This is a genomic window from Vibrio sp. V01_P9A10T6, from assembly GCF_963877065.1.
Lineage (GTDB): Bacteria > Pseudomonadota > Gammaproteobacteria > Enterobacterales > Vibrionaceae > Vibrio > Vibrio anguillarum.
In genome coordinates this window covers 1-23,554 of record NZ_CAWNTB010000165.1, presented here as the reverse complement: position 1 = coordinate 23,554, position 23,554 = coordinate 1, and the positions used below count along the sequence as shown (strand labels likewise).

Here is a 23,554-nt window from a genome sequence, read left to right as displayed (position 1 = left end):
GATCAGTGCTAGGTAGCCGTACTGTTCCAATAACGGCTGCATTGAGAGGAGCAGTTGATTGATAGGTTGCAAAGCGGGTATCCACCATCGAAAGTTTGAGGTTATTTAATACGCTGGTTCTTGGTTTGAATCAACGTCATCGTGTGATAATGCCCATTTCTTGGCTCTTAAAATAGAATACGTTGTGGTTAGTACCTTCAAATTAGCTGAAAATCATCAGCAAATTTGTTGTGGTTTCTATGCTCTTTTGGCGTAGTACACTGCTTAAAAATCAAGAGGAGTTATTTTATGTTTCATGCCCATGTTTATTTTGATCTCGCAGAGCAAGCGAAAGCACAACGCGTACAACAAAAAATTGCCCAACAACGACATGATGTACAAGCCATGTTTGGCTTAGTACCAAGGCTTGTTGGCCCGCACTTAAAGCCGATGTTTGAAGTACACCTTGCTGACAATAGCCACGGATTTATTGAGTGGTTAGATGAACATCGGGAAGGTCTTAGCGTGTTGATCCATCCAGTTTCTGGAGACGATAGGTATGACCATTCTGAGGGGCAAGTTCTGTGGTTAGGAGAGGCTTTAGGAGTGAACTTGGCCGTATTACGTTAGAGGATGCCTATCAAATTAATAGCCACAGTGAATTAGTGTTTAATGCTCATCTTGTCTAGTCTTTACATGAAGCAACAGAGCACAATAATTGTGGCAAGGTTTTAAATAAAAAAGTTTTTCGACCAAGTCGTGACTGCTGGCACATTACCTCCCGTTGTTATTGCATATACATAATGTTGTTCTAAGTTTTGTTGCATTTGAATTTAATACAGAGAATGTTCAGTCAATATCGACTGTGCTGAGTGTTTTTAGAATAAATCAAGCACACTTAAATAGCCGCAGTAATGCGAAGCAAGGAGAACGCAATGGAGAATAAAGGTATGAATTCGGGCGGTAAATGCCCTGTCATGCACGGCGGAGTAACTTCTGCTGAACTATCGAACATGGATTGGTGGCCAAAATCACTGAATCTTGACATTCTTCACCAGCACGACGTGAAAACCAACCCAATGGGTGCGGATTTTAATTACCGCGATGCGCTAAAAACATTGGATGTTGATGCCTTGAAAAAAGATCTCAAAGCACTGATGACCAATAGCCAAGAGTGGTGGCCTGCCGACTGGGGGCATTACGGCGGTTTGATGATCCGCATGGCATGGCATTCTGCAGGTACTTACCGAATTGCAGATGGTCGAGGTGGTGCGGGCTCTGGCAACCAGCGTTTTGCTCCGCTTAACTCGTGGCCTGATAACGCCAATTTAGATAAAGCTCGTCGCTTATTGTGGCCAATCAAACAAAAATACGGCAACAAAATCAGTTGGGCGGATCTGATGATCTTGGCGGGTAATATGGCTTATGAATCCATGGGGCTTAAAACCTTTGGTTTCGCTTTTGGTCGTGAAGATATTTGGCACCCAGAAAAAGACACTTATTGGGGCTCAGAAAAAGAGTGGCTAGCGCCAAGTGGCGGAGAAAATAGCCGCTATTCCGGTCAGCGCGATCTAGAAAACCCGCTTGCTGCCGTGATGATGGGCCTGATTTATGTAAACCCTGAAGGCGTTGACGGTAATCCAGACCCGCTTAAAACCGCACATGACATGCGCGTCACTTTTGAGCGCATGGCAATGAATGATGAAGAAACCGTGGCGCTGACAGCGGGTGGGCATACGGTGGGTAAAGCGCATGGTAATGGTAGCGCTGCGGACTTAGGACCAGATCCTGAAGGGGCGGACTTGCACGAACAAGGCTTGGGTTGGAATAACCACACCAGCCGCGGCATTGGCCGTAATACCGTTACCAGTGGTATTGAAGGTGCATGGACTACGCACCCAACCCAGTGGGATAACGGCTTCTTCCACCTGTTGTTTACCTACGAATGGCAACTGACGAAGAGCCCTGCTGGCGCGTGGCAGTGGGAGCCAATCAACATCAAAGAGGAAGATAAACCGGTTGATGTGGAAGACCCAAGCATTCGCTATAACCCCATGATGACCGATGCCGATATGGCGCTGAAGATGGATCCTGAATATCGCAAGATCTCAGAGCGCTTCTACAAAGACCCAGCGTATTTCTCTGAAGTGTTTGCGCGAGCTTGGTTTAAGCTTACTCACCGCGATATGGGGCCTAAAGCGCGCTACTTTGGCCCTGATGTTCCGGCAGAAGATCTCATTTGGCAAGATCCCATCCCCGCAGGTCGTAAAGATTATGATGTGAATGCAGTCAAAGCAAAAATAGCGGCCAGCGGCTTAAGCATCAGTGAGATGGTCAGCACCGCATGGGATAGTGCTCGTACTTTCCGTGGTTCCGATAAACGTGGTGGCGCTAACGGTGCGCGCATTCGCTTGGCTCCTCAAAAAGATTGGCAAGGTAATGAGCCAGAAAGACTTAGCAAAGTGTTGACTGTCCTGGAGAAAATTGCCGCTGAAGCGGGTATTAGCATCGCCGATACCATTGTTTTGGCGGGTAACGTCGGTGTTGAACAAGCGGCCAAAGCGGCAGGCGTTAATATTACTGTGCCTTTTACTACCGGACGTGGTGATGCAACGCTTGAACAAACGGATGTGGAATCGTTTGATGTGCTTGAGCCATTGGCGGATGGTTTCCGTAACTGGCAAAAGAAACATTACGTGGTTAACCCAGAAGAGATGCTGCTAGATAAAGCGCAACTATTGCGCCTGACCGCCCCAGAAATGACCGTATTGATTGGTGGATTGCGAGTGCTCGGTACAAACTATGGCGGCAGTCAACATGGTGTATTGACAGACAGTGTTGGGGCGTTGACTAACGATTTCTTCGTTAACCTCACCGACATGAATTACACTTGGAAGCCAACAGGCCGTAACTCTTACGATATGGTTGAGCGTAAGAGCGGTAAAACAAAATGGACAGCGACTCGTGTTGATTTGGTGTTTGGCTCAAACTCCATTTTGCGCTCATACGCTGAAATTTACGCGCAGGACGATAACAAAGAGAAGTTCGTCAAAGACTTTGTCGCTGCTTGGACCAAAGTCATGAACGCCGATCGCTTCGACGTGTTGTAAACCCTCTTCATTCAGTAATCTTGATATTAAGGCCCTCTTAGCGAGGGCCTTGTGGTGTCTCGGTTTTCTCTCTAAACGGCTTGTTTATAAAAGAGACTAGTCCCCAAAAAACGAGTGTTTCTAAAAACAGACGGAACCTAAAAACAGATGGTATCTAAAAAATAGAGGGCATCTAGGAAGCATCACACAGCGATATATTTTATTGTAATTCCAAGTGCGCCAGTGTTTTGAAGTGCTTGAAGGTTTCGCATTGCGACAGACTTTTGCCTAATTTTTTATTAATCAGCACTTGGAAAAGATCATACAGCCCCATCGCCTCTTCATAGTCACATTTACTTAAGGCGAGGAAAAAGATCAGATAGGCTTTTTCACCATTACCCCATTCAATTCCACGCGGTGCAGCGACGGTGTAAACCATCGAACGTTTAGCAAAGAGTTCAATTGAGTGAGGTAGAGCAATGTATTCGCCCATCATGGTTGAAACCAAACTCTCTCGCTCTTGCAGTGAAGCTCGGTATCCTTCCTCTACCAACTCCGTTGATTCAAGATGCGAGCAAACCTGCTCAAAGAGGTGTGATTGCTCAATGACGTCATCAAGGTAGAGAAATTGAGCCTTGGAAAAATACTTATCCAAAAGATAAGAGTGCGTGCGATCAACCAACACTTGTTTGCCCAGTTCTTCCAATTGATGTTGGGTAGGGAAGGGGTCAACCACAAAGCTCTGAATCTCTCTATTGGCTAAGGGCATGGTGGTAATAATGAGGTCCGCTTGCGTGGCATCAGCGGTGATCAACTGTTCAGGGGAATAAACCGTTTTCATATCCAATTGCGGATACTGGCGGCGGATGATCGCTTCTAGCCCAAGTGTTGCGGCATTACCGGCGTCGCAATACAGGAGCGCTTTGGGTGTACGGTGACCTAAATGGTAATTACGTTCAAGCCCCACACCAATGTGAATCACAAGATAGCCTATTTCGTGCTGTGTCATGCAGTAACCCGTCTCTCTGATCCAGTCTGCGATGGCCGATAAGGTAATACTGTAAGCGAGTGGGTAGTGCTGTTTGATATGCTCGGCCAATGGGTTAATTGTGGCGACATGATGTTTGACTCGAATGATCATATGGCAGACGTGGTTGTGAAGATCGCGGCGTAATAGCGCATCGTCACGCACATCGTAAGGGTAATTTTGATAGATATAATCAAAGATGTGAGTGACTAGAGCATCGGCTTCATGCTGTACACCCTGGCTAAGGAGTGCTTGATTCGTCGCAATTCTCGCTTGAATGTGAATCGCCAAGGCGGCAATTTCATGGTTATTGGCGGGTAACAGCATCGGTAGCGCAGAAAATAACGCTTTGGCAATTGGTAGCGTCGTTTCATGAACATCGTTTTTAGAAAATTCGGTAAGCTCTTTGCCACACGCAAGCCTGTGCAGTGTGACGGCAGCATAAAGGGTTAACCAACGCAGCCCAATATCATTGATATAGAGTGTATGGTTGGTCAACACTTCACGAAAGCGCGCTGCAAAAATTTGCTGAGATTTTTCAGGGAAAATCGTACTAATAAAGCCCAGAGCTTGTTTTGTCTCTTTTTGTTCGATGTAGATAAGTTGGGTTAAACGGGAGCGAATCGCCATTTCTGGGCCTTGGATCAGCATGCCCAAACGAGGTTTACTTTCAATCGATAAACCAAACGTGGCCAGTTGGCTGCGTACATCAACCATATCATTTTGAATAACGGTGCGGCTTAGATTCCATGTCTCGGCCAATTCGTCAATTTTTACGCCTTGTTCTGCCGTTAATAGCAGTACTTGAATCTGAATGATGCGCTCTTTACTGGTCCTTGGAATCGTTTCTGCATTTTGCACCCTCGACAAAAAATGCTCGAAAGTTGATGGGTTGTAAATATTGAGTTGGTAACCGGAACCGCGCTGGTGGAGAAGATGTGCGCCATGATTGACCATCACATTATTGAGCAGCGCGACATCGGTGCGTATGGTGCGTGTCGAAACATTAAGCCGTTGCGCAAGTTCGTCCTGAGTCAAAGGCGAGGCGGATACAGCATCCAACAAATGAATTAGGCGAGGGTGCGGTAGCTTGTACATCATCGATTCCTATTCCAGCATGAACAGCGCTATCTAAAAGGTAAAATGCACTAAAGGCAATAGATAGCCAACGCTTTGTTATGCCGGAGCACATGCTCCGGCGTCGGTGTTATGAATGTGCCAGTTGTTTTTGAGTCATGGCCAGCAGGGTTTTCACATCCTCGGGGCGAGTCTGTCCGGTTTTCTCATCGATGATTGAGCTATAGATATGTGGAATGACTTTTTCTACACCCGCATCGAGAGCGATGCGTAAGATCTCTTCAAAGTTGTCCAAATCAATACCACCAGTAGGCTCTAACCAAAAGTGGTGACGAGCACAGGCGTTGGCAACTTCTTGGTACTCAGCTTTGCATTTTAGCCCCTGCATTGGGAAGAATTTGACCGAGCTGCAGCCCATATCTTGCAACATGGCAATCGCCGTATCAACGGGAACAACCGCTTCTTCCATACCTGAACTTTTCGGGCCAGTTGAGATTTTAACCAAGCCAACAGTGCCTGATGGTGAAATCAAACCATTCACGATAGTGTGATGTTGACCTAGCGCTTGACGCGTAGCCCCGACACCAGTAAAGACTTGATTGACATGCTGAGGTTGTAGTATTCCGGCTAAAGCCGTCACCATATCCGATTGTTTCGGATCCCCTGCGCCAAGGCCAATCGATAAAGCATTCTCGATTTTTTTAGCGCACGCTTTCATATCAGCCGCAGCGCTTGCGGTATCTGGGTAATCTTTCGAGAGCATACCGACCAACACATGGCCTTCTGCGGCTTGGTAGACTTCAATCGCATTATGATGAGAGCCCGCCAGCACATTGAGACATACACGGTCAGCGTAAAAATTAGGGCTTAAAGACATTCTAATGACTCCTGATTCAGTTGGTTCATGGCGCTAAGAATAAGTTCAAGTTGATGAGATGAAACACTGCGGACATCAAATTCCACCGAACCTTCATTGGATTTGTAAGCGCGGCAGTAAATCGCTGGGTTACCATTTTGCAGGCGTGTGACGGCTTCATTAGCGCTGATACCAAATTGTTTGGCATCAAAACTCACTTCTGCACGTGCGATATCTCGGCCTGCACTGTCCCAAACCACGCGCGCGCTTATCCCTTCAATACGGTTTAACCCCTCGATAAATGGCGTCATTTTATCCACCATTTGTTGGCCGGTTTCTGGTTGGCGGCTTAAGTACAACTCAATGGCATGCGTTAGGCCTAAAATGCCTTCTTTACCGACTTTCATAGCACGGCCAATCCCTGCAGATTGCTGCTTAACCCATTCCACATATTGATGTTTCCCAATCACTAAACCGCTGGTTGGGCCTTCAATCGCTTTCGCACCACTGTAGATAACCAGATCAGCCCCTTGCTGATAATAGAGTTGTAGATCCTCTTCTGCTGCTGCATCAACAATCAGCGGAAGCTGGTGGTCTTGAGCCACTTTGGCCGCTTGTGCCACGGTTAACATGCTTTTTTGCACGCAATGGTGCGATTTAATGTAGAGAATGGCGGCGGTATTGGGGGTGATTGCCGCGGCTAATTGTTCTGCGCTGCATTCATTAGCCCAACCGGCCTCAATCAGGTTACCGCCGCCAAGATTTACCATGCTGCCAATCGGGGCACCATAATTGACGTTATGCCCTTTGGGGATCACAATATCCGTTGCGATCGAGTGCGTTTTTGCATGCAGATGCTCAAGCAGATAAGGGTTACCACGCACAATGACTGCCGCGATACTCTGTGCAATCCCCGCTGAAGCACATGAGACCACGACTGCATTTTCAACTTGCAGCAAACGAGCAATATATTGGCCGGTTTTGTTCACCAAATCGCTCATTTCAAAGTAGTTGTTCATCCCAAAACAGACAGTCTGTTCCACTTCGGGTTGCGGAGTAGAAACACCAAGAGCTGTCATACGGCCAGATGCGTTGATCACTTGTTTCAAGTGATATTTTTCAAGAATGGAAGACATAATGCTGTTGTCCTTGTTCAGTCAATACAAGCTTGCCGTCAATAATGGCAGCAAGAGGCGTAAATCTCTGTTGTCCAGTTCGATGCTGGTGATGAGTATCGGTGTAGTTAACCAATGCTTTATTGATGGTGTAGAGCGTTAAATCGGCATCATAGCCTGCAATTAAGTGCCCCTTTTTCGCTAGGCGAAGTGCTTGCGCTGCTTGACTCGTCACGCGCTCAATGATCTGCTCATGGGATAATCCGAGTGTAAAAAACATCGACATCAGGTGGGCAAGACCGTAAACCGGGCCATTGAGCCGGTTTTTACAGTAAATGTCAGAACTGATTGTATCGGGCAAAATCCCTTGTGCGATGGCCTGCTCAGCCACCTCAAAACTGAAACTGGCACTGCCGTGGCCGATATCAAGTTTCATGCCTCGAGCTCTGGCCTGTTGAACGCTGCTTTTTATTTCCCCATGACAATCAAGAATGCGGTTAGGTTTGCCATTAAAGCAGTGAGTGAGAATATCGCCTTTGCCCAGCAGAGCGACAATCTCATCCAAATCTGGCGGCGCATTACCAACGTGCACCATCAATGGAACGCAGCCGCATTGCTGTTGTAATGCTTTGGCTGCATGAAGTGGCATTAAGCCATTGTGGCCGACAACACTACCGCTCATGCGTGCTTTTAAGCCGACAATAAATTCGGGATGACGAAGCAGTGCTTGCTTTGCGCTATCCAGATCAATGTCGTTAGCATCGGCCAGTTCATTTTGGCGTAACAAGCCAATTTTCGAGATGTTAAGTAGTGCGCGCACATGGGTTGTGCATTGCGCTGCAAGCTGCGCAAAATCATCCACATCGTTTGCGCCTGTGCTGCCCGCATCAATGACAGTCGTCACGCCACCGGACACCCCAACGTTATCGGGGTGGTCGTTATAAATAGGCGAGTTCGGATAGCAGTGAGTGTGGCCGTCAATCCAACCAGCACTGACAAAAACGTCATGATCTAAATCGACGGTCTGTTTTGCCAATGAACCAGCAAGATCGCCCACCGCCGCTATTTTGTTGCCCTGAAGGGCGATATCGATACTACACCCACCCGCTTGTTGGGCATTTTTGATCAGGATGTCATACATAATTTGCATCTCACGCTCTTCGCTCATCGGCGCGAAGAGCGATTCTCAGTAGAATTTAAACCCCAGCTTGTTTTACAGTGCGATAGGAAAAAGAGCTCCTAACGCCATCGCTCCGAGAATGGCACCACCTGTAATCGGTTTACCCCACACATAGAAAATCAATGCGCCACCTAGAGAGCCGATCCCAATCGGGATAGAAGCGGCCATCGCAGATAAAATGATCAATGGTCCAAGAAAACGGCCAGAGCTATTGCCTGCTCCCATCATCACATCAGCCCCGTAGGTTGAATCGCTTTGGTTGATGGTGAATTTACGTGCCAGCACAATTAAGCCACCAATCGCCAAACCAGCGAGCATGCCTGTGATTAACGAAGCGGTGAAATTTTCAAGAGGATAAACAATGCCAGCACCCAGTAGTAAAGCTGGAATCCCTAAACCCACACCGGTTTGCACTGCGCCACCGATATCCAAAATGCCCACGAGCGAACCTTCAATGATGCGTGCAAACAGAAAGCTTGCACCAAAAGCGGCCACCGCACCGTACGCGCCTGTATCCATCCCTGCTCGCAGCATGGAAACAAACGCCACTTCGTTAAAAGCACCGACACCGTATAAGTAGTACATGTGCGTTCCGGCAAAAACCCCGGCTGAAAGCAAGCCCACGAAAATCGGGAAAGACCAGTCGGCATACCAAAAGTTGTGTTTCATTTTTTCGTCCATGGTCAACTCCTTATTTACCACTGATCATGAGATGGATGTTTTCAAGCCACAAAGGAACTTGCATATGGAAAGCTTCGATAAATTTCATGTCGAACCCGCGGAAGAAAGCACTTAACGCAAACAGTGCAATAATCGCCGCCATCATGATCTGGGTTACTTTGTTCCAACCACTCTCTTCAACACCTTTACCAATCAAAATACCCAGCACCAAACCAGGAACGGCGTTGCCCATAATCATCTGAGCTAAACCACCAAAGATAGTGGCCCAAAAGCCCGATTTCTTACCCGCTTCAATTGCCGCTAGCCAGAAAATAACCGGCATGACGGTATTCACCAGTAAGTTTGCCGCTGGTACTAATACCTTTACCGCCGTGACTTGCAGCGCCGCAGGAACGGCCGCCGCCGTTGAGTTAAGAAACGCAACCACAATTGCACCGATAATGGCGCAAGCAATGCCCATTCGTTTTGGATCATGCAAGGTAGTGGCAAGGTCGCGGTTTTTTATCATCAGCGCCGCCGCGCCCCAGTTCGGGATGATGCGGTGGTCAACATCTTGAGTGAATGCCCCTGCCGCAACCGTTGAGGCCCAAGCATTAAAGAAGAATCCAAGCCCAAAAGAGAAGTGAGAGGCTGGGTCGCCTTCACACGAGTTCAACTCTCCCAGAGTACGAAATGCACCCATACCTTGGATAGTTGGAGCATGGAACATCCTTGCCGCGCCTACTCCAACGCCGATACCGACTAAGCCACCAATGATGATGGACTTAAAGAGAATGATAAGAAACATGTCAGGGATCCTTATAGTGACCTGTTAACGTTTGAAATCGACCTGTTCCACATCGATGTGGGTCAGGCTGACCGTAACCTCTAGCTTGACGCTGTATTGGCGTCGATCTCTTGCAAGAAAGAAGAAAAGGAATTTCTCTCGCTTTACTTTCTCTTCTGCTTGCAAAACGTTGACGTCTAACGGCTCAATCCGGAGGAGGACTTTTGCGTTATTCTTAAGTAACGTGGGTTGTACTTGGCTTAAAGCCGCGGCAAAAGCCTGCTGCTTTGTTTCGCCCTTGCCACTCACAGTTACCTTAGTGGTTAACTGCTCTTTCATGCTTTGATGCCATGCTTAGCCACAAACGCCTTCACCAGTTTTTCGCCCAGCTCTTCTTTATCCATAAAGCCGAAACCCAAAACCACACAGCCTTCATTGATCGCGGTTATCCCTTCCTCAACAGAGCGCATTCCATAACGGCATTGATAGCCATATTTTGTTTGCGCTGTGATAGCACCAGCGCCGCCGCTGCCGCAAAAAGAGATCCCTAAATCGGCTTGCTGCTGATGCATGACATCACCTAGCTTCATGTCTGCGGCCATGCCGGGAATAACGGTCACTTCAGCGCCTGCCGCTTGAGCACCAGCTCCTACTTTCTGACCTTTGCCCATGCGATCACCAATAACGACTTTGATTACTGACATGTTGTTTCTCCTGCTGTTGGGTTTAATTCGTTTTCTTTAGCTACTTCAAAATGGACCGAAAGCAGATGCGCTTCTTCATAAGCGAGGTTCTCCATCCAACGACACACTTGCTCGGCCAAGGTGAAACAAATGGGAGAGATTTCATCAAACATCTCCATATCGAGTTCAGGCAACGATTCACCGCTAAATGAGCGCCAAACCATCGCTTTGATGTGTGTTTCGAGCATTTTTTTCTGTAGCGAATCGGGGTAGATAGCGTGTGAATTAAGCAAGGCAATGGCTCGTTCGGTGAGCGACAAGCCAAGCTCTATAATCTGTGCATCATCCATGCTAATGGGTTGAGAGTTTTGCACCGTGGGATTCTCCAAATGTTTAGCTTGGAGAAGAAAATAGCGTAAAAGGGATCAAGGGTGGATAGGCCCTATTTCCACTTCCAAATGGAAATAAACCGTGGCTAGTAACATTCGCGCGGTTTTATGTGATGTGTGAAGAAGATTTATGGGAGTAAATACGCTGAAAAGGTGATTTGAATCGCTATTTTAAGCGCAAATTTATCGTCTCTTTATTTGCTGCCTGTCACAAAATAACGGACGGTTATTTTGGTTTTATGTTTATTTTCCCAATCGAGCGTCAGGAAGCATGCAATATTAACGGAGGATGGCTTTGAGAGGAAAGCATGCGTTTTATCACTAAAAACCATACTAAGATCGACATACACAATCTTATGCATTGCATCATGAATCTCAGGGTTTTAAGATTCTCAGAATTGGAATCAAGATCAGTTCAGCGTCAATGATAAAAACGCGCAGGAGTGATTGGTGGAGACCATCAACAAGCTTGAGAAGCATTACAGCTTGTATATCGATAGAGCTAAAAAGGTAGTCAAAATGCGGTATAGAACGTTTTTTTGGGGAGGGATTATAACATAATGATTAGAAAGTGTTTTTTTGATGTTGCAAGTGGTCAGAATATATAAAGTAGTATATGTTGACTCAGAGTAAATTGTGAGATGGAAGGCGGTGTTTTGAGCTATTGGGAAACAATATTATTAGGTATACCAAGTGGGGTAGTCTCTGCTTTTTTGGTTTGGCTTGTTATTAAAACTTGGGCTACAGTATTTACTCCTTGGCTTCGAACTCAGATCTACCGAGGTGTAGACGTGAGAGGGGAGTGGACGCTTGTACAAATGACTGATGATCAAGGGCAAGTTGTAAGCAAAATGGAATTTGCAGAACAGACCGTGAGTTATGTACTAAACATCGAAAAACAGTATGGTCACGTATTAAAAGGCTGGTTCTCTCAAGGTGTCAAAAGTTCTGACACTGAAACTCAAGGACGCTATTTAGTTCTAGGCCAGATCTTGGACGGGGTTGTTATGTTGTCTTTGTCACCGCAGAACAAGAGTAAATCTAGTTTTGGTACTCTGCTAATGTATGTTGTTTGTGCTGGAGCTCAACTTGAAGGGAAATTCACCTTTAAAGGTGCGAAGACAAATAAAATAAACGCTATAGATATTTCACTTAAAAAGCGGTTGTAGATTATGGAAAAAACATTAGCAAGATATAGAACTAGCGATAGTGTTCCATTGGAACTCTACTTTCCCATGGAGTTTTTACAGGACGAAAATTTTATTAATGCACTTTCTGAAGACATAGATATATGTGGTGATGGTTGGGAAAAGATATCAAATGTTTCTTCCGCGTCTTATAAATCACTCCCTGACACTAAAGGGGTTTATATGTTTATTTGGCGACCTGGTTTTATGATTGAATGTCATAATGATTTCGCCGATTTTCGATACGTTGTTTATATTGGTTCAGCAGCGAATGGTGATAGCAGTATTTTGAAAAGGTTTAACAACGACTATAAAAATGAAATAAATAAATGCCCAAGTATTCATTGGACTGAGAACATGCCTAGTGATCGTGCCAGCCGGTTGAGGAAGGTATTAAATCTTGGTCGATTAGAGTTATGGTATATGACAATGGATAATGCTATGCCAGAGCAAATTCTAGATATTGAAAAACGTTTAATTAATTTATTTAATCCACCTGGAAACAAAGCATTTAAGGCGCCAATCCGTGCGAAAATTGAGCCTAAAAAAATAGCTCCAGCTTTTGAACCAGCATTCTGAATAAGGAATTTATTATGTCAAATAAAACACTAATCCCCGCATTAAAAGCAAGGGTAGGTGATTGGATTTACTATATTTGTGTTATGAAATATGCTCAGGTTGCTAAAGAAGTTAACTTTGCGTATGAACTAGGTGGTAATAATGATGATCTAAACTCTCTTATTCAGCGAGGGATTTCGGAGCGAACTAAAGAGATTACAGATTATTTACTTCGCTCAGAACATCGCTTTTTAGGCTCGCTTATCGTTGCTGCTTACGGTGGTGACCCTCACTATATGCCAGTAAGAATGGAAGACAGTGAAGAGTACTTAAAAGGGTTGGATAATAGCTTTGGTGTATTAACATTTGATGGTGGTCAACAATATTTTGCATTGGATGGTCAACATCGACTCAAAGCGATAAAAGATGCCATAAAGAAAAATCCTGAATTAGGTTATGAAGAAATTAGCGTTATTTTGGTAAGTCACTATGATACTGAGGAAGGAAAAGAGAAAACTAGGCGTCTATTCACTAATATCAACAAAAACGCCAAAAGCACGACAAAGAGTGAGAATCTAGCACTAGATGAAGATGATGGCTTCGCTATATTGACTAGACGACTCATCAGTGAAAACAGCTTCTTTAGGCGAGATGGTCGTGTATCTGTGTTTACGAAGCAAGGTGAGAATGGAGAGCTTTCTTTAGCATCAAGTGTACGAGATACAGATCGTAAAGCTGTAACTTCAATCAAACAGCTATATGAGATGGTCAAGGATCTTTCATTCGATACTCCTTTGGATGGTATTTCTTTATCTAAGCGACCAACTGATGATGATCTAGAAGACTCATACACGCTCATATCTGAGCGGATGGTTAGTTTTTTTGAAGCTTGTGGAAACATAGTATCTAAAGTAGAAAAAACTGATGATCTGAGATCATTAAGAAAAAACAAACTTATACCTGGTTCAGAGGAAGCGTTCTTGAAAGGGGTTATCCAGAGGTGTGTTTCTACTTCAGTGAGAAGCCTAATAGACCAAAAATTATTAACTTGGGATGAAGCCTTAGAAAGATTAAAAGCACTTTCATGGAAGCTAGGTGATGGACCTTGGTTAAGTGTTTGTACAATTAACGATGGCAAGTTGAAAATGCAGACTAGCAGAGATTTCACTAATTTACTCAATGAGCTTTTAATGGTTCATATTGCTCCAAATAGTAAGCAGCAAATAAAAAGAGCCAGAAAGTTGTTTCATGAAGTTAAGAATCAACAATATTCATTTTCACAAGAAGAGCTTGAGCTAGTTCTCATGGGTGAAGAAAGCTAATAATTGCTGACCCTATAGGGTCAGCTTTATTAATTCATCAATATTTTTAGATTTACTCAATAAGTATGAGATACCACGATGAAGATGAAGCTTAAAGTGATAATTAAGTTCATCTTCATCAATTTTGCCAAAGTCTGTTTTTATTCTCTGACGGAGCATTGCTAGATAGATGTCTGAAAACTCGCCACCAAAGACCTTCCAAGTCATTTCAACATTGCTGTTGATTACAATATCCTCATGCGGAGGAATACTCTCTTCTTTCAATGAAAGCATAAGTGCCCATCGGCAAAGAACGTTCCAGTTATCAATCTTGGTATTCTTCTTTACAGTGATGAGTTGTCCTTTAGCTTTTTCGGACAAGCGAACGATTTCAATGCTCATGTTAATTCTCCAAAGTAACCTTCAGTAATAGTCGATGTCTTGGCTGTTTCTTCATAGCTAATATGGTATTCCTTAGCAACAGAGCGTTTTAGCTTCTTGTAATATTGCCCGGCAATTTCCTCATCTGTTGATAATAAAATTACTTGCCCAGCCGCCGCTGGGAAATAGTTTTCGACAAGCTTCGTTCTGTGTTTACCATCCAATCGCCCCATCGGCGTATCGATAATGGTTGGAATCTCTTTTCCTGAAGCTTCCGCTAGTGCCCAAAGGATAGCCACGGACAATAGTTGACGCTCACCAGCAGAAAGCCGTTTGGTATCCAGTGGCAAACCATCTAAATCTGCTAGTGTGAGGTTAAACGTTTCAGGATTAATGCTAACTTTTGTAATTAGCTCGGACTTTCTTTCTAGTGAATCAAATTTGCTTTTAATTCGTTTTTCTAGCGTCGCAATGTTTTCTTTAATCAGTTGTGCTTTGAATGCGTCAACAATCTCCTTCATTTCGACTAGATGTTCTGCGACTTGTTGATTACGTTTACCTTCAAAATCTTCGGTATTTTGTTGAATTAAAGTTGCGTCTAGACGTGCTTCATTTTCATTAATTTGAGTTTTACATTGAGCTAGCTCTTCCATTAGGGATTCTAATGTTGTTTTAGAGTGGGCAATCGACGCTTCAATTCTGCCTTTTGCCTCAATTTGTTCTCTAACGGATTCAGAATCTGGAACAGCATCTAGCTTCTTATCTAACAGAGCTAGTGTCTCTTGTAGTTCTCTTTTCTTCTTTAATAGCTCAGCACTTTCCGTTGTCTCTGACTTGATAGCATTCTCGGCAAAATCAAATATTACAGGATTAACGTTTAGGTACTTTTCGTGTTTTAAACTATTTTCAGACTCTTGCCATATTAGATTAAGCAGCCTGTTTACCTGATGAGCAACATCATCTGTTGTCGAATCTTTTAAACGTTTAATAAGCTCGTCATTGTTGATTTTGATATGTTTTTGCGCATTATCAAAGCCAATAATCTCATCCTCTAGTAAGGCTTGCTTTTTCGTTTTATTCATTAAGCTGTGCGCAATAGCTAGTGGCATCGCACCCGCTGAAAGTTTGATAAGATTGTGATCAATCGCCTCTAATTTAGCAGCCACTGCCTTTCTGTCGAGCTGAATGTTATTAACATCATCTAACAAATTTGCGCCAGAGGTTTGCATTTGAATCTCTATGTCTTTTAGCTGATTCGCTAGAGCGTTTTCATTATCTAGAACTTTCTGAATATTCTCTTCGATACTTAGAAGGTTGCTATCTAGAAGTTCTTTTCTTTGCTTAAACTCATCAACTTTTTTACTCGCAGAGCTATCTAAATTACGCTCTTGACGGCGACGCTTCTGACTATTTAAGTCTTTAGATAATTGTGTGAATAGATCTAACCCAAGCAGCGCTTCAATACCAGTTTTCAGTAGCTGTGCAGAACGTGCAGGATCTGCTAAGTCTTCAATCTTTTCTCCATCAAAGAAGAAGAGCTCAGACATACTTTGAGGAATGAACTCAGATACAAAATCGTTCCAGTTGTCGGTCAACAGACTATCCAGTTCTCCATTAACTAATATTTGAACTTTGTCTGTAATTTCTTTGCTTGATTTTGCTTCCCAGGAGCGAATTACTTGGTATCGCTTTGTTTCCGTCCTTTGAGTATGGTTAAAGGTCAGAGCAACAGAGGCAGACTTATCATTGCTATATCTATTGATAGCTTGTTTCAAATAATCACTGTAAGACAACTTACCACGGTTAGAACATTTAGCATTTTTTCCGTACAGGGAAAGCTGGAGAGAATCTAAAAAGGTTGTTTTCCCTCCACCATTTAATCCACCAAATAGGATGATTGGTTTGGCATGATCTGTAACATTAAGATCAACAATATGCTCACCTTGATAAATACCAAAGTTATACAGTTTTACTTGTTCAAAAATCACTATTTGCCTCCTATTTTAATTAAGTGGTCGGCTGATAGTAATTTGTTATTACGATTATTCATTTCTAGGTTTTCTTGAGCTTTGCGGTCTAATAGAGCAAAAGATGTATCGATTTGGTGAATATAATATTCATACATCTTGATTAAACCATCTACTAATTTACGTTCGATTGAAAAGGAATCATCAGCTTGGTCATTATCTGATGTTATCTCAGAATAATAAGCTTTATATTTATTTACCTTACTAATTTCCTTTTTAGCGTCCAAGATCTGGAGGTTGGATACGATGTTCATTAAGAACTCTTTGCCTTTACCAACGCTTTGTAGGCGATTGAGCTTTACGAGCACTTCATTTTTTACTTTATCGAGAGCAAATCGGCGGGCATGATCGATACTCTCGAAAGCACCTTTGTCGATAGCGGATTCTAAATCCTCGGAAATCTTTGCTCTTCGTAGCTGATGCTTATATCTATCTTCGATAGAAAGTAAGGTTCTAAGTTGTTGGTACTTAAGTTCATCAGGGTCTTCATACTTAGCACAAAATTCCTTGAGTTTGCCGAGAATAACGTTATTGACTACTGGGCTGTACGCTCTAGGTGCGCCCTTGTATTTTTGCCCCGTTACTTCTTCATAAATGAGAGGAACCTTGTCTTCTACTTCGTTTTTCTCATCAACCCAGATACGACGAATTTCCTCTAAGTCCTCGAGAGTCAACAGTTCTATGTTTTTAACATCCTGCGGCCCGCATTCTCTGACTTCCATTTGCGCCTGTAGAACTTTACGAAGCATTGATTCTCTAAAAGCTTGTTTGTATGGACCACGGACGATATCAGCAGGCAAGTTCTCGTATTTGTAATCAGTATTGTCTTCGTACTGTGCTAATAACTCGAACATATCTTCGCTATCAGTTAAGTCTTTTTGTTCGCTGAACTCTTTCATACTGATATGGACAGTTAGACTACCGTTCATTCTTCGGAAGTCTCGGTTATGTTTGTCTCTCGCGATCTTGTTCGCTTTTATGTCTTTATTCGCATCATTGATATCGATTTCATTGCGAAGTGCGAGCAGCGGCAACATCCATTCTTTTTCTTCATCATTTGCGATCATGGCCGCCATAGACTTATCTTCACCAACCATGGTACAGACATAACAACCGAAGCGGCTATCCCCACAGCTTGGTGTCGATTTGTCAACAACTAGCGGACATTCTCCACCATCCGTAGCACCTTGATACATACCGAGCAAGTCAGCATTTCTGTAGCCCCATGGATTTTTCTGTTGAGTTAAAAAAGACCAGACATCATCATTGGTCCAATCTTCGATTGGCGTATATACCCAGACACGGTCTAGTTGCGTGTTAACGTTGAGTCCGTCATTTTTACGTGTATTGTCTGAACGGTTTTCGATATTTTCCATACTCGCCGCTCGAACCGTGCTTTCATGTTTACGAGTTCCTAATACTAAGATGGCTTCCCCATTCTTTTTCACGACATTCTGGATGAAGGAATTTGAAGGGCTAATTTTTAGCCTGTCTGTACACCAGCGGAACTTATAGCGAGGTGCAGGGTAGCCTTTACCTATTAAATTGACCCAGAACCTGTCTTCTGTTTTTGGCGTAAGACGGTGTGGATGGATAGGTAAGTTTTGTTCGTCTACTGCTTTTTTCATCTGCTTCAAGGAACGATCGACCCAAAGCGCGACTATCGGGTTTTCAACCAAGGTGTCCGTGCTAATGACGTGCACAGACTTCGTTGCTTTACCTTCTTTTTTAAGCTCTGCTACAGCACTCCATACTATTTGAAGTATCGCTGTTGAATCTTTCCCGCCGCTGTAGCCTATCACCCAAGGAATGTCATCTTTCTGATAAAGATCTTTTGTCTTAGTAACCAAGCGTTGGATTGTTTCTTTGAAGCCGAGCTCGTTAAATGCTGAGTAGCGTGTTTGTACAGTATTTACAGTCATAATTGGATTTACTTCGTGGTTCACTGGCGCTGTTTCGCTTGTTTGAATTTGATTTCTTCGGCTTTTTCTTTTGCACTTAAAGGAATAGAAAGGTAGTGTTTAATTCGGTTTGCTGTTAATTTCATTGCTACTGATGAGTTGCGCATAGCACCATTAACAACACATCTTCCTTCCCAGTCGCGCTTGTTACTTCTTGACCAATCAATATCTTTCAATGCGAGAGTTCTCGTTTTCCAAAGAGGATCGTTCTTTAGAAGCCAATTTCCGACGATACCCAAAGCTTGAAAGGTCACAGAGTAAGCGTGGATTGACTCTTCCCTTATCTCGCCACCTGAAACTTGCTCTTTGTAAACTAATTGCCATGCTGGTATCACTTCAACGAGATGTTCCCAGAATTCCCTCGCTATGACAGCTTGCTCCTGATAAGTATGTTTGTTGACTACATCGAAAAGCTCCTTGGTTGCTTTGTTCAATGCACTGTGACTTACCAGTTTTTTGGAGCGCGTACCAAGATTGCTGTTCTCCATATGTATCAACTTAGACAAAGTTTTGCTCTCGAAAACTACGCTTTTTGAAAGGAGGGCATCAGGTCTGCCATCGTAAGTAATACTGAGTGAACTATCGGTTTTGACTGGGTATAAATTGAGGTCTTTAAATATTTTTTGCCTTTCAGGTAAGGATTTACCAACAAAAAAAACTACTGAAATGTTCTCCTCACCAAGAGATGGATCCTGTTTAAGAGCTTCATTAATGGCCGCATTGCGATGCTGCCCGTCAGTAATATAGACTTCAGCATCGTCATCGATAGTCAATGTTCCAATTTTTTGTTGATGTTTACCTTGTCCTATTGGAATGAACTCAGTTTCACCGTCGATACATGCAGTAAGGGCCGAAAAGACGTAACTGTCTCTGTTCTCCAGTATATAGTTGCTGATCTCTGGTATGCGATCAGGGTTCAATAGCCGTTGCGCACGCTCATTTACAGGTAAAGCACTTTCATCAAACGTAAAAATCCTTTTTAACCTTTTGAGTGGACACATCACCGTGTAAAATTCGGTGTCTGCTTGTATGCCTTTAATGGCTGGGAATGAAGTCCCGGAAATTACATCAGTCATATCTCTATCTACATATCGGTGTCTTTACGAACACGTTTCTTTGTTCGTACGAACAGTGGCGTGTACTATACGCGAGTCACTTGTTATTGTCTCCCAATTTGTTAAGGCTTTTTAATGACTACATATCTAGATTGCAACGCAACTACTCCCATTGCTCCTGAAGTCGCTGAAATCGTTTGTAAATACATGATCGATGAGTTTGGTAACTCAGGCAGCAGGACTCACGAGTTTGGTGTGAAAGCCAAACAAGCAACCGAGCTCGCAAGACAACAAGTTGCTGATGTTGTTGGCATTGAAAAAAATGAGGTGTTTTTTACTAGTGGTGCGACAGAAAGCAACAACATCGCAATTCTTGGGCTTAAAGCATGGGCGTTAAAGGAAAACAAGAAACACATAATTACAACTAAAATTGAGCACAAAGCGGTGTTAGAGCCTGTACAAGTTCTAGAGTCGGAAGGTTTTGAGGTTACTTACCTAGATTGTGATGAATCGGGACTGGTATCAAAAGAGGCATTATCTGATGCGCTAAGACCTGATACTTTTCTTGTTAGTATTATGCATATCAACAATGAGACAGGTTCATTTCAGGACATCACAGGATACGCTGCTGTTTTAGAAGGACATGATACATATTTTCACGTTGATGCCGCCCAAGGATTCGGAAAGTATAGTGAAGCTTTAAAAAACAATCGTATCGATATGATTAGTGTGAGTGGTCATAAGCTATACGCGCCGAAAGGTGTTGGAGCTCTTATTGTGAAACGAAGAGGGTTTAAAAAAATCCCATTGCAACCTCTGATGTATGGAGGTGGTCAAGAGCGGGGTTTAAGACCCGGTACGTTGCCTGTAGCACTGATAGCCGGTTTAGGAGAGGCGTGTTCTTTGGCTAATAAAAACTCTGAAATATGGTCGCAGCACTGTCAAAAGTTAAAAGATGAAGCACTGAGAGCACTTGCTGAAATTGGAATAGAGGTTAATGGGCGCAATACAGCACCACATGTACTTAATTTTTCCATTCAACAAGTGAACTCAGAGGCAGCTATGGTTGCGTTGAAGGGGATCGCTGCTGTTTCTAATGGCTCTGCTTGCACATCTTCAAGCTATACACCGAGCCACGTATTAACAGCGATGGGGTTTGATGAAGATCGTATCGATTGTGCGATCCGTATGTCTTGGTGTTACCAAACAAAAGAGTTACCATTGGCGGAAATTATTGAAAAGATTAAACAATACTTATAAATCGCTATGAAAATTTATGAAGCGGCTATTGCAGCACTAAATTCGATTCAAAAGCCAGCAACGGCAACTGAAGTGTACGAAGTAATCGTGGGACAGCATTTGTATGCTTTTGGAGCAAAAAAGCCGCTTGAAGTTCTTAGGGTTACGATGGATAAGCACTCTAAGAATAAAGCATTTACAAAGATGAATGCTGACAGGTATTTTTATAAGCACACAGATGGGAAGTATGAACTTCTGGAACAGTATCGCGAGTTTACGGTAGGTTATGAAATTAAAGAGCCTTCTTCTGAAGAGCTGCAAAGTGATGATTGTTCCGAGCAAATTTTTGAGCTCGCTGCACAGCAAAAAGAGAAATGTAAAGCTGAGATATTGGCCTACTTACGTGCTCTGAAACCTAATGAGTTTGAAGAGTTTAGCAAGCATTTCTTAAATCGCTATGGTTTCAGGAGAATGAATGTAACATCTGTCGGCCGTGATGGTGGAATAGATGTGAAAGGCGCTTTAAAGATCGGTATCGCTGAGATGAGAGTCGCGGCGCAGTGCAAGCGATACGCTGAAAATAATAAAGTTGGTCGTCCAGATGTTTCTCAATTTAGAGGGGATATAACTGGCGAATATGAGCAAGGTATCTTTATTACGACAAGCAGCTTTACTAAAGAAGCTCAAGAAGTTTCATTTAAACCGGGTTGTGTTCCTATTGTTCTAATAGATGGTGAACAATTAGCGGAAATAATCATTGAAAAAGGCATAGGAATTCAAAGGAAACAGATCGAAATTTATGATTTTGATGCTGATCTTATTTACAGTTAATTTGAAGTTGATTTTAGATTGCCAAAAGTAAAACCTCTGATTTCCTTATGATGTTTGCCCAAAAGCACCTCAAACTCCGCTCGTATCATCTGAGTTTCTTCAGCTGGTTCAAACTCCATCAGCTTGGCTAATCGTTTATCAAAGCTAAGCTGTTTCTTGTAGTCTGTGTGCGTGATCGGTAGAAATAGATGTTTGTTTAACAACGGTGGGCGATTTTTTTCATCAACGTAGTCAAAAAAATCAATATCTTGCTCGGCCATTTTAATCTTTATTCGCTCCACTAAGTAGGGCACGGAATTGTCAAAGTTGTCGTAGCACGTTAGTGTCAATTTCCCAGAGCGAATATGAATTTTAATCAGGTCGATAGATTCATCCAATTCACCGTACATTTGTAACCCCGCACCTACATAAACTCTAAGCAGTAACGGTAACTCATCTAACCATGATTTATGGAAGATTAGTGAGTGATCGGGGTTTAACACACTGGCAGGCAATAGTTGGTGAGCTTTTTCGCATTGTGCTTGAATCAGGGGCTTATCAGCTATGGCGAATAATAGCTCAGTTGCTAGGTTAATTGCGGTGTTGTAATCGCCAAAAAGCGCTTTGATATCTCTTTTCAAGTTTTCAGGTTGTTGTGTGTAGGGTTTGCGCTTTTCAAATAATCCCATTGAAAAATAAAGTAAAAGGTCTTCCTTACGTCGTCTTTCTGCTTGTTTAAATGCTTGGGTATCAAACATGTCACCGATCAGAGCAAAGGTTTTCTTATGTGAGCCAATGAGGCTGTGAACCTGTTCACTTGCTGCAAACTCATCGTTTGCAGGTATCCGACCAAGCTCTAGGCAAGTATTCCAAAAATTATCAAACAGAGCTTGATGCTGGGCGATGACCAGCTTTGCTTTGTCTTTTGCTTCCATTGGCTGTGGTGAGGTGAGCTGCTGCCATTGATGATGACGTTGGTATTTACTTTGTAAGTAGCGCTGTTCTTCTAGTTTATCTTTAAAGAGGTAAAAGATACCCGGTGCAATAGCGATCGCTTCTTCCTGAAGGCTCTGTTCAAGATAAGCTTTAATTTCTGACTGTGCGTAGTATTTTTGGAAGGTGTTACGTGAAGTAATAACTCCATCTTTGTATGGTTTGAATTGATTGATATAAGTCTCGTTTGCTAGCATTACGGCCACAATGAGGAGCCGTTCTGTTAACTCCCAAGCCCCAAGTAAGGCTTCCAATCTTTCATCTTGATCTTCAATGACATTTAAGACAAAGCCTAGATTGACGATATCTGAGGATACTTGTTCAACGTCTGGTCTAAAGTTTGGGTCCCAGCCTAGTGCATCTAATCCGTGGGCTTCTAACTCTCTTAAATCGTCACCTCGTCCACAGCCATAATCAAAAATTGAATAATTACCAGAAAGGTAGCCGTGTTTAACTAAGCTTTTCATTGGGGCAGAGAGCTCATGACGGACAAGTGCTGTTTTGTGACGATCAATCCCGATCTCATTCTTGGCTGTTATTGCAGAGCAGCGAAACAGACGGCCATCAACGAGCTGATAACCATGACGAGCGATTACATTTTCCCATGATCGTTTAAAGCCAATAATGCGAGTGTTTTCATACAAACCGGCATTTTCGCCTTCCTGCGTAAGGCTAACAAAGTGCGAGTAGTATTCGCTATTAGGTAAAATCATCGTTTCTTTGCGATGTAAGATCGGCGGGTTATCCGAGTCGTTATAGCAGGTGAGCTTATGACTTAACTTAGAGAGGTTGACGTTAAGGCTCTGTTTAAGTGCTGGATAGGAATTGCTATAAAAATCAGGGTAATGCAGTAAAGATAAACGGAACTCCCTTTTAAACAGTTTGACTAGATCCCACTGCTCATCAGGTAGATTAAGCGCTTTAGCGACGGCAGGAATAAACTTGGTCAGTGTTGTTGGTAAGGCACTGAACGCATCTTTATGTAAGTAGATAGCCTCTGGTAGCTGTTTACCGATTTTGATTTGCGCCACTAAGTGTGAGAATTGTCCTGCATCCATACCATCACCTGAAATACATGTTTGCGGAGAGTATAAAGCATTCAGATAGTATTGAGTGATGTGTTACGTTGACCTTTTTGATTTTAAATGCACCTTGTTTTTTCTTTATTAACATTGCGATTCTCTAATTAATTGAATTTTA

General features: G+C 43.1%; 21 protein-coding genes. 7 read left to right on the top strand and 14 right to left on the bottom strand.

Annotated elements, in window-relative coordinates; all coding sequences use genetic code 11:
* The first annotated feature begins 288 nt into the window (after positions 1-288).
* Both AACQ21_RS11695 and katG read left to right on the top strand, forming a co-directional pair.
* Positions 289-609 carry a DOPA 4,5-dioxygenase family protein gene (locus tag AACQ21_RS11695; protein WP_105977292.1) on the top strand — a complete coding sequence of 107 codons (321 nt, stop codon included), beginning with the start codon at positions 289-291 and terminating at the stop codon, positions 607-609.
* 305 nt (positions 610-914) lie between these two features.
* Positions 915-3,089, top strand: coding sequence for a catalase/peroxidase HPI (gene katG, locus AACQ21_RS11690; protein ID WP_105977291.1), 2,175 nt, complete (start codon positions 915-917; stop codon positions 3,087-3,089).
* Positions 3,090-3,288: 199 nt separating this feature from the next.
* Here the strand turns inward: katG and AACQ21_RS11685 are convergent, their stop codons facing one another.
* The 9 genes from AACQ21_RS11685 to AACQ21_RS11645 form a co-directional block, all read right to left on the bottom strand.
* Positions 3,289-5,196 (bottom strand): BglG family transcription antiterminator, encoded by a 1,908-nt coding sequence (locus AACQ21_RS11685; protein WP_258174236.1) that lies wholly within the window; start codon positions 5,194-5,196, stop codon positions 3,289-3,291.
* Between the two features lie 106 nt (positions 5,197-5,302).
* On the bottom strand, positions 5,303-6,049 hold the full coding sequence (gene dagF, locus AACQ21_RS11680) for a 2-dehydro-3-deoxy-phosphogluconate aldolase (protein ID WP_105977290.1): 747 nt from the start codon (positions 6,047-6,049) through the stop codon (positions 5,303-5,305).
* Positions 6,040-7,164, bottom strand: a complete 1,125-nt coding sequence (locus tag AACQ21_RS11675) for a DgaE family pyridoxal phosphate-dependent ammonia lyase (RefSeq protein WP_105977289.1) — start codon at positions 7,162-7,164, stop codon at positions 6,040-6,042. The genes dagF and AACQ21_RS11675 overlap by 10 nt, the downstream gene beginning before the upstream one ends.
* Positions 7,148-8,311 (bottom strand): amidohydrolase/deacetylase family metallohydrolase, encoded by a 1,164-nt coding sequence (locus AACQ21_RS11670; protein ID WP_105977288.1) that lies wholly within the window; start codon positions 8,309-8,311, stop codon positions 7,148-7,150. The genes AACQ21_RS11675 and AACQ21_RS11670 overlap by 17 nt, the downstream gene beginning before the upstream one ends.
* 45 nt (positions 8,312-8,356) lie before the next feature.
* A complete protein-coding gene (locus tag AACQ21_RS11665) occupies positions 8,357-9,004 on the bottom strand; it encodes a DUF4310 family protein (RefSeq protein ID WP_017045613.1) in 648 nt (215 codons plus the stop codon).
* A gap of 10 nt (positions 9,005-9,014) precedes the next feature.
* Positions 9,015-9,791 (bottom strand): DUF4311 domain-containing protein, encoded by a 777-nt coding sequence (locus tag AACQ21_RS11660; protein ID WP_017045612.1) that lies wholly within the window; start codon positions 9,789-9,791, stop codon positions 9,015-9,017.
* A 24-nt stretch (positions 9,792-9,815) separates the two neighbouring features.
* Complete coding sequence (locus AACQ21_RS11655) at positions 9,816-10,109, bottom strand: DUF4312 family protein (protein WP_010320376.1); 294 nt, start codon at positions 10,107-10,109, stop codon at positions 9,816-9,818.
* Positions 10,106-10,474 (bottom strand): SFCGS family glycine-rich protein, encoded by a 369-nt coding sequence (locus tag AACQ21_RS11650; protein ID WP_017045611.1) that lies wholly within the window; start codon positions 10,472-10,474, stop codon positions 10,106-10,108. The genes AACQ21_RS11655 and AACQ21_RS11650 overlap by 4 nt, the downstream gene beginning before the upstream one ends.
* Positions 10,465-10,827 (bottom strand): transcriptional regulator, encoded by a 363-nt coding sequence (locus tag AACQ21_RS11645; protein WP_228209387.1) that lies wholly within the window; start codon positions 10,825-10,827, stop codon positions 10,465-10,467. Before AACQ21_RS11645 ends, AACQ21_RS11650 begins: the two co-directional genes overlap by 10 nt.
* Before the next feature lie 671 nt (positions 10,828-11,498).
* Here AACQ21_RS11645 and AACQ21_RS11640 point away from each other — a divergent pair.
* Genes AACQ21_RS11640 through AACQ21_RS11630 form a run of 3 tightly spaced genes read left to right on the top strand, consistent with a single transcriptional unit; the run spans position 11,499 to position 13,909 of the window.
* Positions 11,499-12,011, top strand: coding sequence for a hypothetical protein (locus tag AACQ21_RS11640; protein ID WP_146127548.1), 513 nt, complete (start codon positions 11,499-11,501; stop codon positions 12,009-12,011).
* Positions 12,012-12,014: 3 nt separating this feature from the next.
* A complete protein-coding gene (locus AACQ21_RS11635; RefSeq protein WP_105977286.1) occupies positions 12,015-12,608 on the top strand; it encodes a hypothetical protein in 594 nt (197 codons plus the stop codon).
* A 14-nt stretch (positions 12,609-12,622) separates the two neighbouring features.
* The gene (locus AACQ21_RS11630; protein ID WP_105977285.1) at positions 12,623-13,909 is read left to right on the top strand and encodes a DNA sulfur modification protein DndB; all 1,287 of its coding nucleotides are present in this window, start codon (positions 12,623-12,625) and stop codon (positions 13,907-13,909) included.
* Positions 13,910-13,921: 12 nt separating this feature from the next.
* Here AACQ21_RS11630 and dndE read toward each other — a convergent pair whose 3' ends face one another.
* From dndE to dndB, 4 genes are read right to left on the bottom strand one after another with little or no spacing between them, the layout of a single operon-like run.
* Entirely contained in the window at positions 13,922-14,290 is a 369-nt protein-coding gene (gene dndE, locus AACQ21_RS11625) for a DNA sulfur modification protein DndE (RefSeq protein ID WP_219884459.1), read from the bottom strand.
* Complete coding sequence (gene dndD, locus AACQ21_RS11620; protein ID WP_105977283.1) at positions 14,287-16,257, bottom strand: DNA sulfur modification protein DndD; 1,971 nt, start codon at positions 16,255-16,257, stop codon at positions 14,287-14,289. The genes dndE and dndD overlap by 4 nt, the downstream gene beginning before the upstream one ends.
* Positions 16,257-18,218 (bottom strand): DNA phosphorothioation system sulfurtransferase DndC, encoded by a 1,962-nt coding sequence (gene dndC, locus AACQ21_RS11615; RefSeq protein ID WP_105977282.1) that lies wholly within the window; start codon positions 18,216-18,218, stop codon positions 16,257-16,259. Before dndC ends, dndD begins: the two co-directional genes overlap by 1 nt.
* Positions 18,219-18,238: 20 nt before the next feature.
* On the bottom strand, positions 18,239-19,333 hold the full coding sequence (dndB, locus tag AACQ21_RS11610) for a DNA sulfur modification protein DndB (protein WP_105977281.1): 1,095 nt from the start codon (positions 19,331-19,333) through the stop codon (positions 18,239-18,241).
* A 114-nt stretch (positions 19,334-19,447) separates the two neighbouring features.
* On the opposite strand from dndB, the gene dndA reads away from it, so the two are divergent.
* The gene (gene dndA, locus AACQ21_RS11605) at positions 19,448-20,572 is read left to right on the top strand and encodes a cysteine desulfurase DndA (protein ID WP_105977280.1); all 1,125 of its coding nucleotides are present in this window, start codon (positions 19,448-19,450) and stop codon (positions 20,570-20,572) included.
* Positions 20,573-20,578: 6 nt separating this feature from the next.
* Positions 20,579-21,382: a restriction endonuclease gene (locus AACQ21_RS11600; RefSeq protein ID WP_094164445.1), complete on the top strand. Its 804-nt coding sequence runs from the start codon at positions 20,579-20,581 to the stop codon at positions 21,380-21,382.
* Here AACQ21_RS11600 and AACQ21_RS11595 read toward each other — a convergent pair.
* Positions 21,379-23,412: a DNA phosphorothioation-associated putative methyltransferase gene (locus tag AACQ21_RS11595; RefSeq protein ID WP_105977279.1), complete on the bottom strand. Its 2,034-nt coding sequence runs from the start codon at positions 23,410-23,412 to the stop codon at positions 21,379-21,381. The genes AACQ21_RS11600 and AACQ21_RS11595 overlap by 4 nt on opposite strands.
* Positions 23,413-23,554: the final 142 nt, after the last annotated feature.

Excerpts from the sequence above, each read along its gene's own strand:
- dndB (WP_105977281.1), bottom strand. The coding sequence starts at position 19,333 with ATGACTGATGTAATTTCCGGGACTTCATTCCCAGCCATTAAAGGCATA.
- AACQ21_RS11675 (WP_105977289.1), bottom strand. The coding sequence starts at position 7,164 with ATGTCTTCCATTCTTGAAAAATATCACTTGAAACAAGTGATCAACGCA.
- AACQ21_RS11665 (WP_017045613.1), bottom strand. The coding sequence starts at position 9,004 with ATGGACGAAAAAATGAAACACAACTTTTGGTATGCCGACTGGTCTTTC.
- dndE (WP_219884459.1), bottom strand. The coding sequence starts at position 14,290 with ATGAGCATTGAAATCGTTCGCTTGTCCGAAAAAGCTAAAGGACAACTC.
- dndC (WP_105977282.1), bottom strand. The coding sequence starts at position 18,218 with ATGACTGTAAATACTGTACAAACACGCTACTCAGCATTTAACGAGCTC.
- AACQ21_RS11660 (WP_017045612.1), bottom strand. The coding sequence starts at position 9,791 with ATGTTTCTTATCATTCTCTTTAAGTCCATCATCATTGGTGGCTTAGTC.
- AACQ21_RS11695 (WP_105977292.1), top strand. The coding sequence starts at position 289 with ATGTTTCATGCCCATGTTTATTTTGATCTCGCAGAGCAAGCGAAAGCA.
- AACQ21_RS11650 (WP_017045611.1), bottom strand. The coding sequence starts at position 10,474 with ATGTCAGTAATCAAAGTCGTTATTGGTGATCGCATGGGCAAAGGTCAG.
- AACQ21_RS11635 (WP_105977286.1), top strand. The coding sequence starts at position 12,015 with ATGGAAAAAACATTAGCAAGATATAGAACTAGCGATAGTGTTCCATTG.
- AACQ21_RS11655 (WP_010320376.1), bottom strand. The coding sequence starts at position 10,109 with ATGAAAGAGCAGTTAACCACTAAGGTAACTGTGAGTGGCAAGGGCGAA.
- dndA (WP_105977280.1), top strand. The coding sequence starts at position 19,448 with ATGACTACATATCTAGATTGCAACGCAACTACTCCCATTGCTCCTGAA.
- AACQ21_RS11685 (WP_258174236.1), bottom strand. The coding sequence starts at position 5,196 with ATGATGTACAAGCTACCGCACCCTCGCCTAATTCATTTGTTGGATGCT.
- dagF (WP_105977290.1), bottom strand. The coding sequence starts at position 6,049 with ATGTCTTTAAGCCCTAATTTTTACGCTGACCGTGTATGTCTCAATGTG.
- katG (WP_105977291.1), top strand. The coding sequence starts at position 915 with ATGGAGAATAAAGGTATGAATTCGGGCGGTAAATGCCCTGTCATGCAC.
- AACQ21_RS11630 (WP_105977285.1), top strand. The coding sequence starts at position 12,623 with ATGTCAAATAAAACACTAATCCCCGCATTAAAAGCAAGGGTAGGTGAT.
- AACQ21_RS11595 (WP_105977279.1), bottom strand. The coding sequence starts at position 23,412 with ATGGATGCAGGACAATTCTCACACTTAGTGGCGCAAATCAAAATCGGT.
- AACQ21_RS11670 (WP_105977288.1), bottom strand. The coding sequence starts at position 8,311 with ATGAGCGAAGAGCGTGAGATGCAAATTATGTATGACATCCTGATCAAA.
- AACQ21_RS11600 (WP_094164445.1), top strand. The coding sequence starts at position 20,579 with ATGAAAATTTATGAAGCGGCTATTGCAGCACTAAATTCGATTCAAAAG.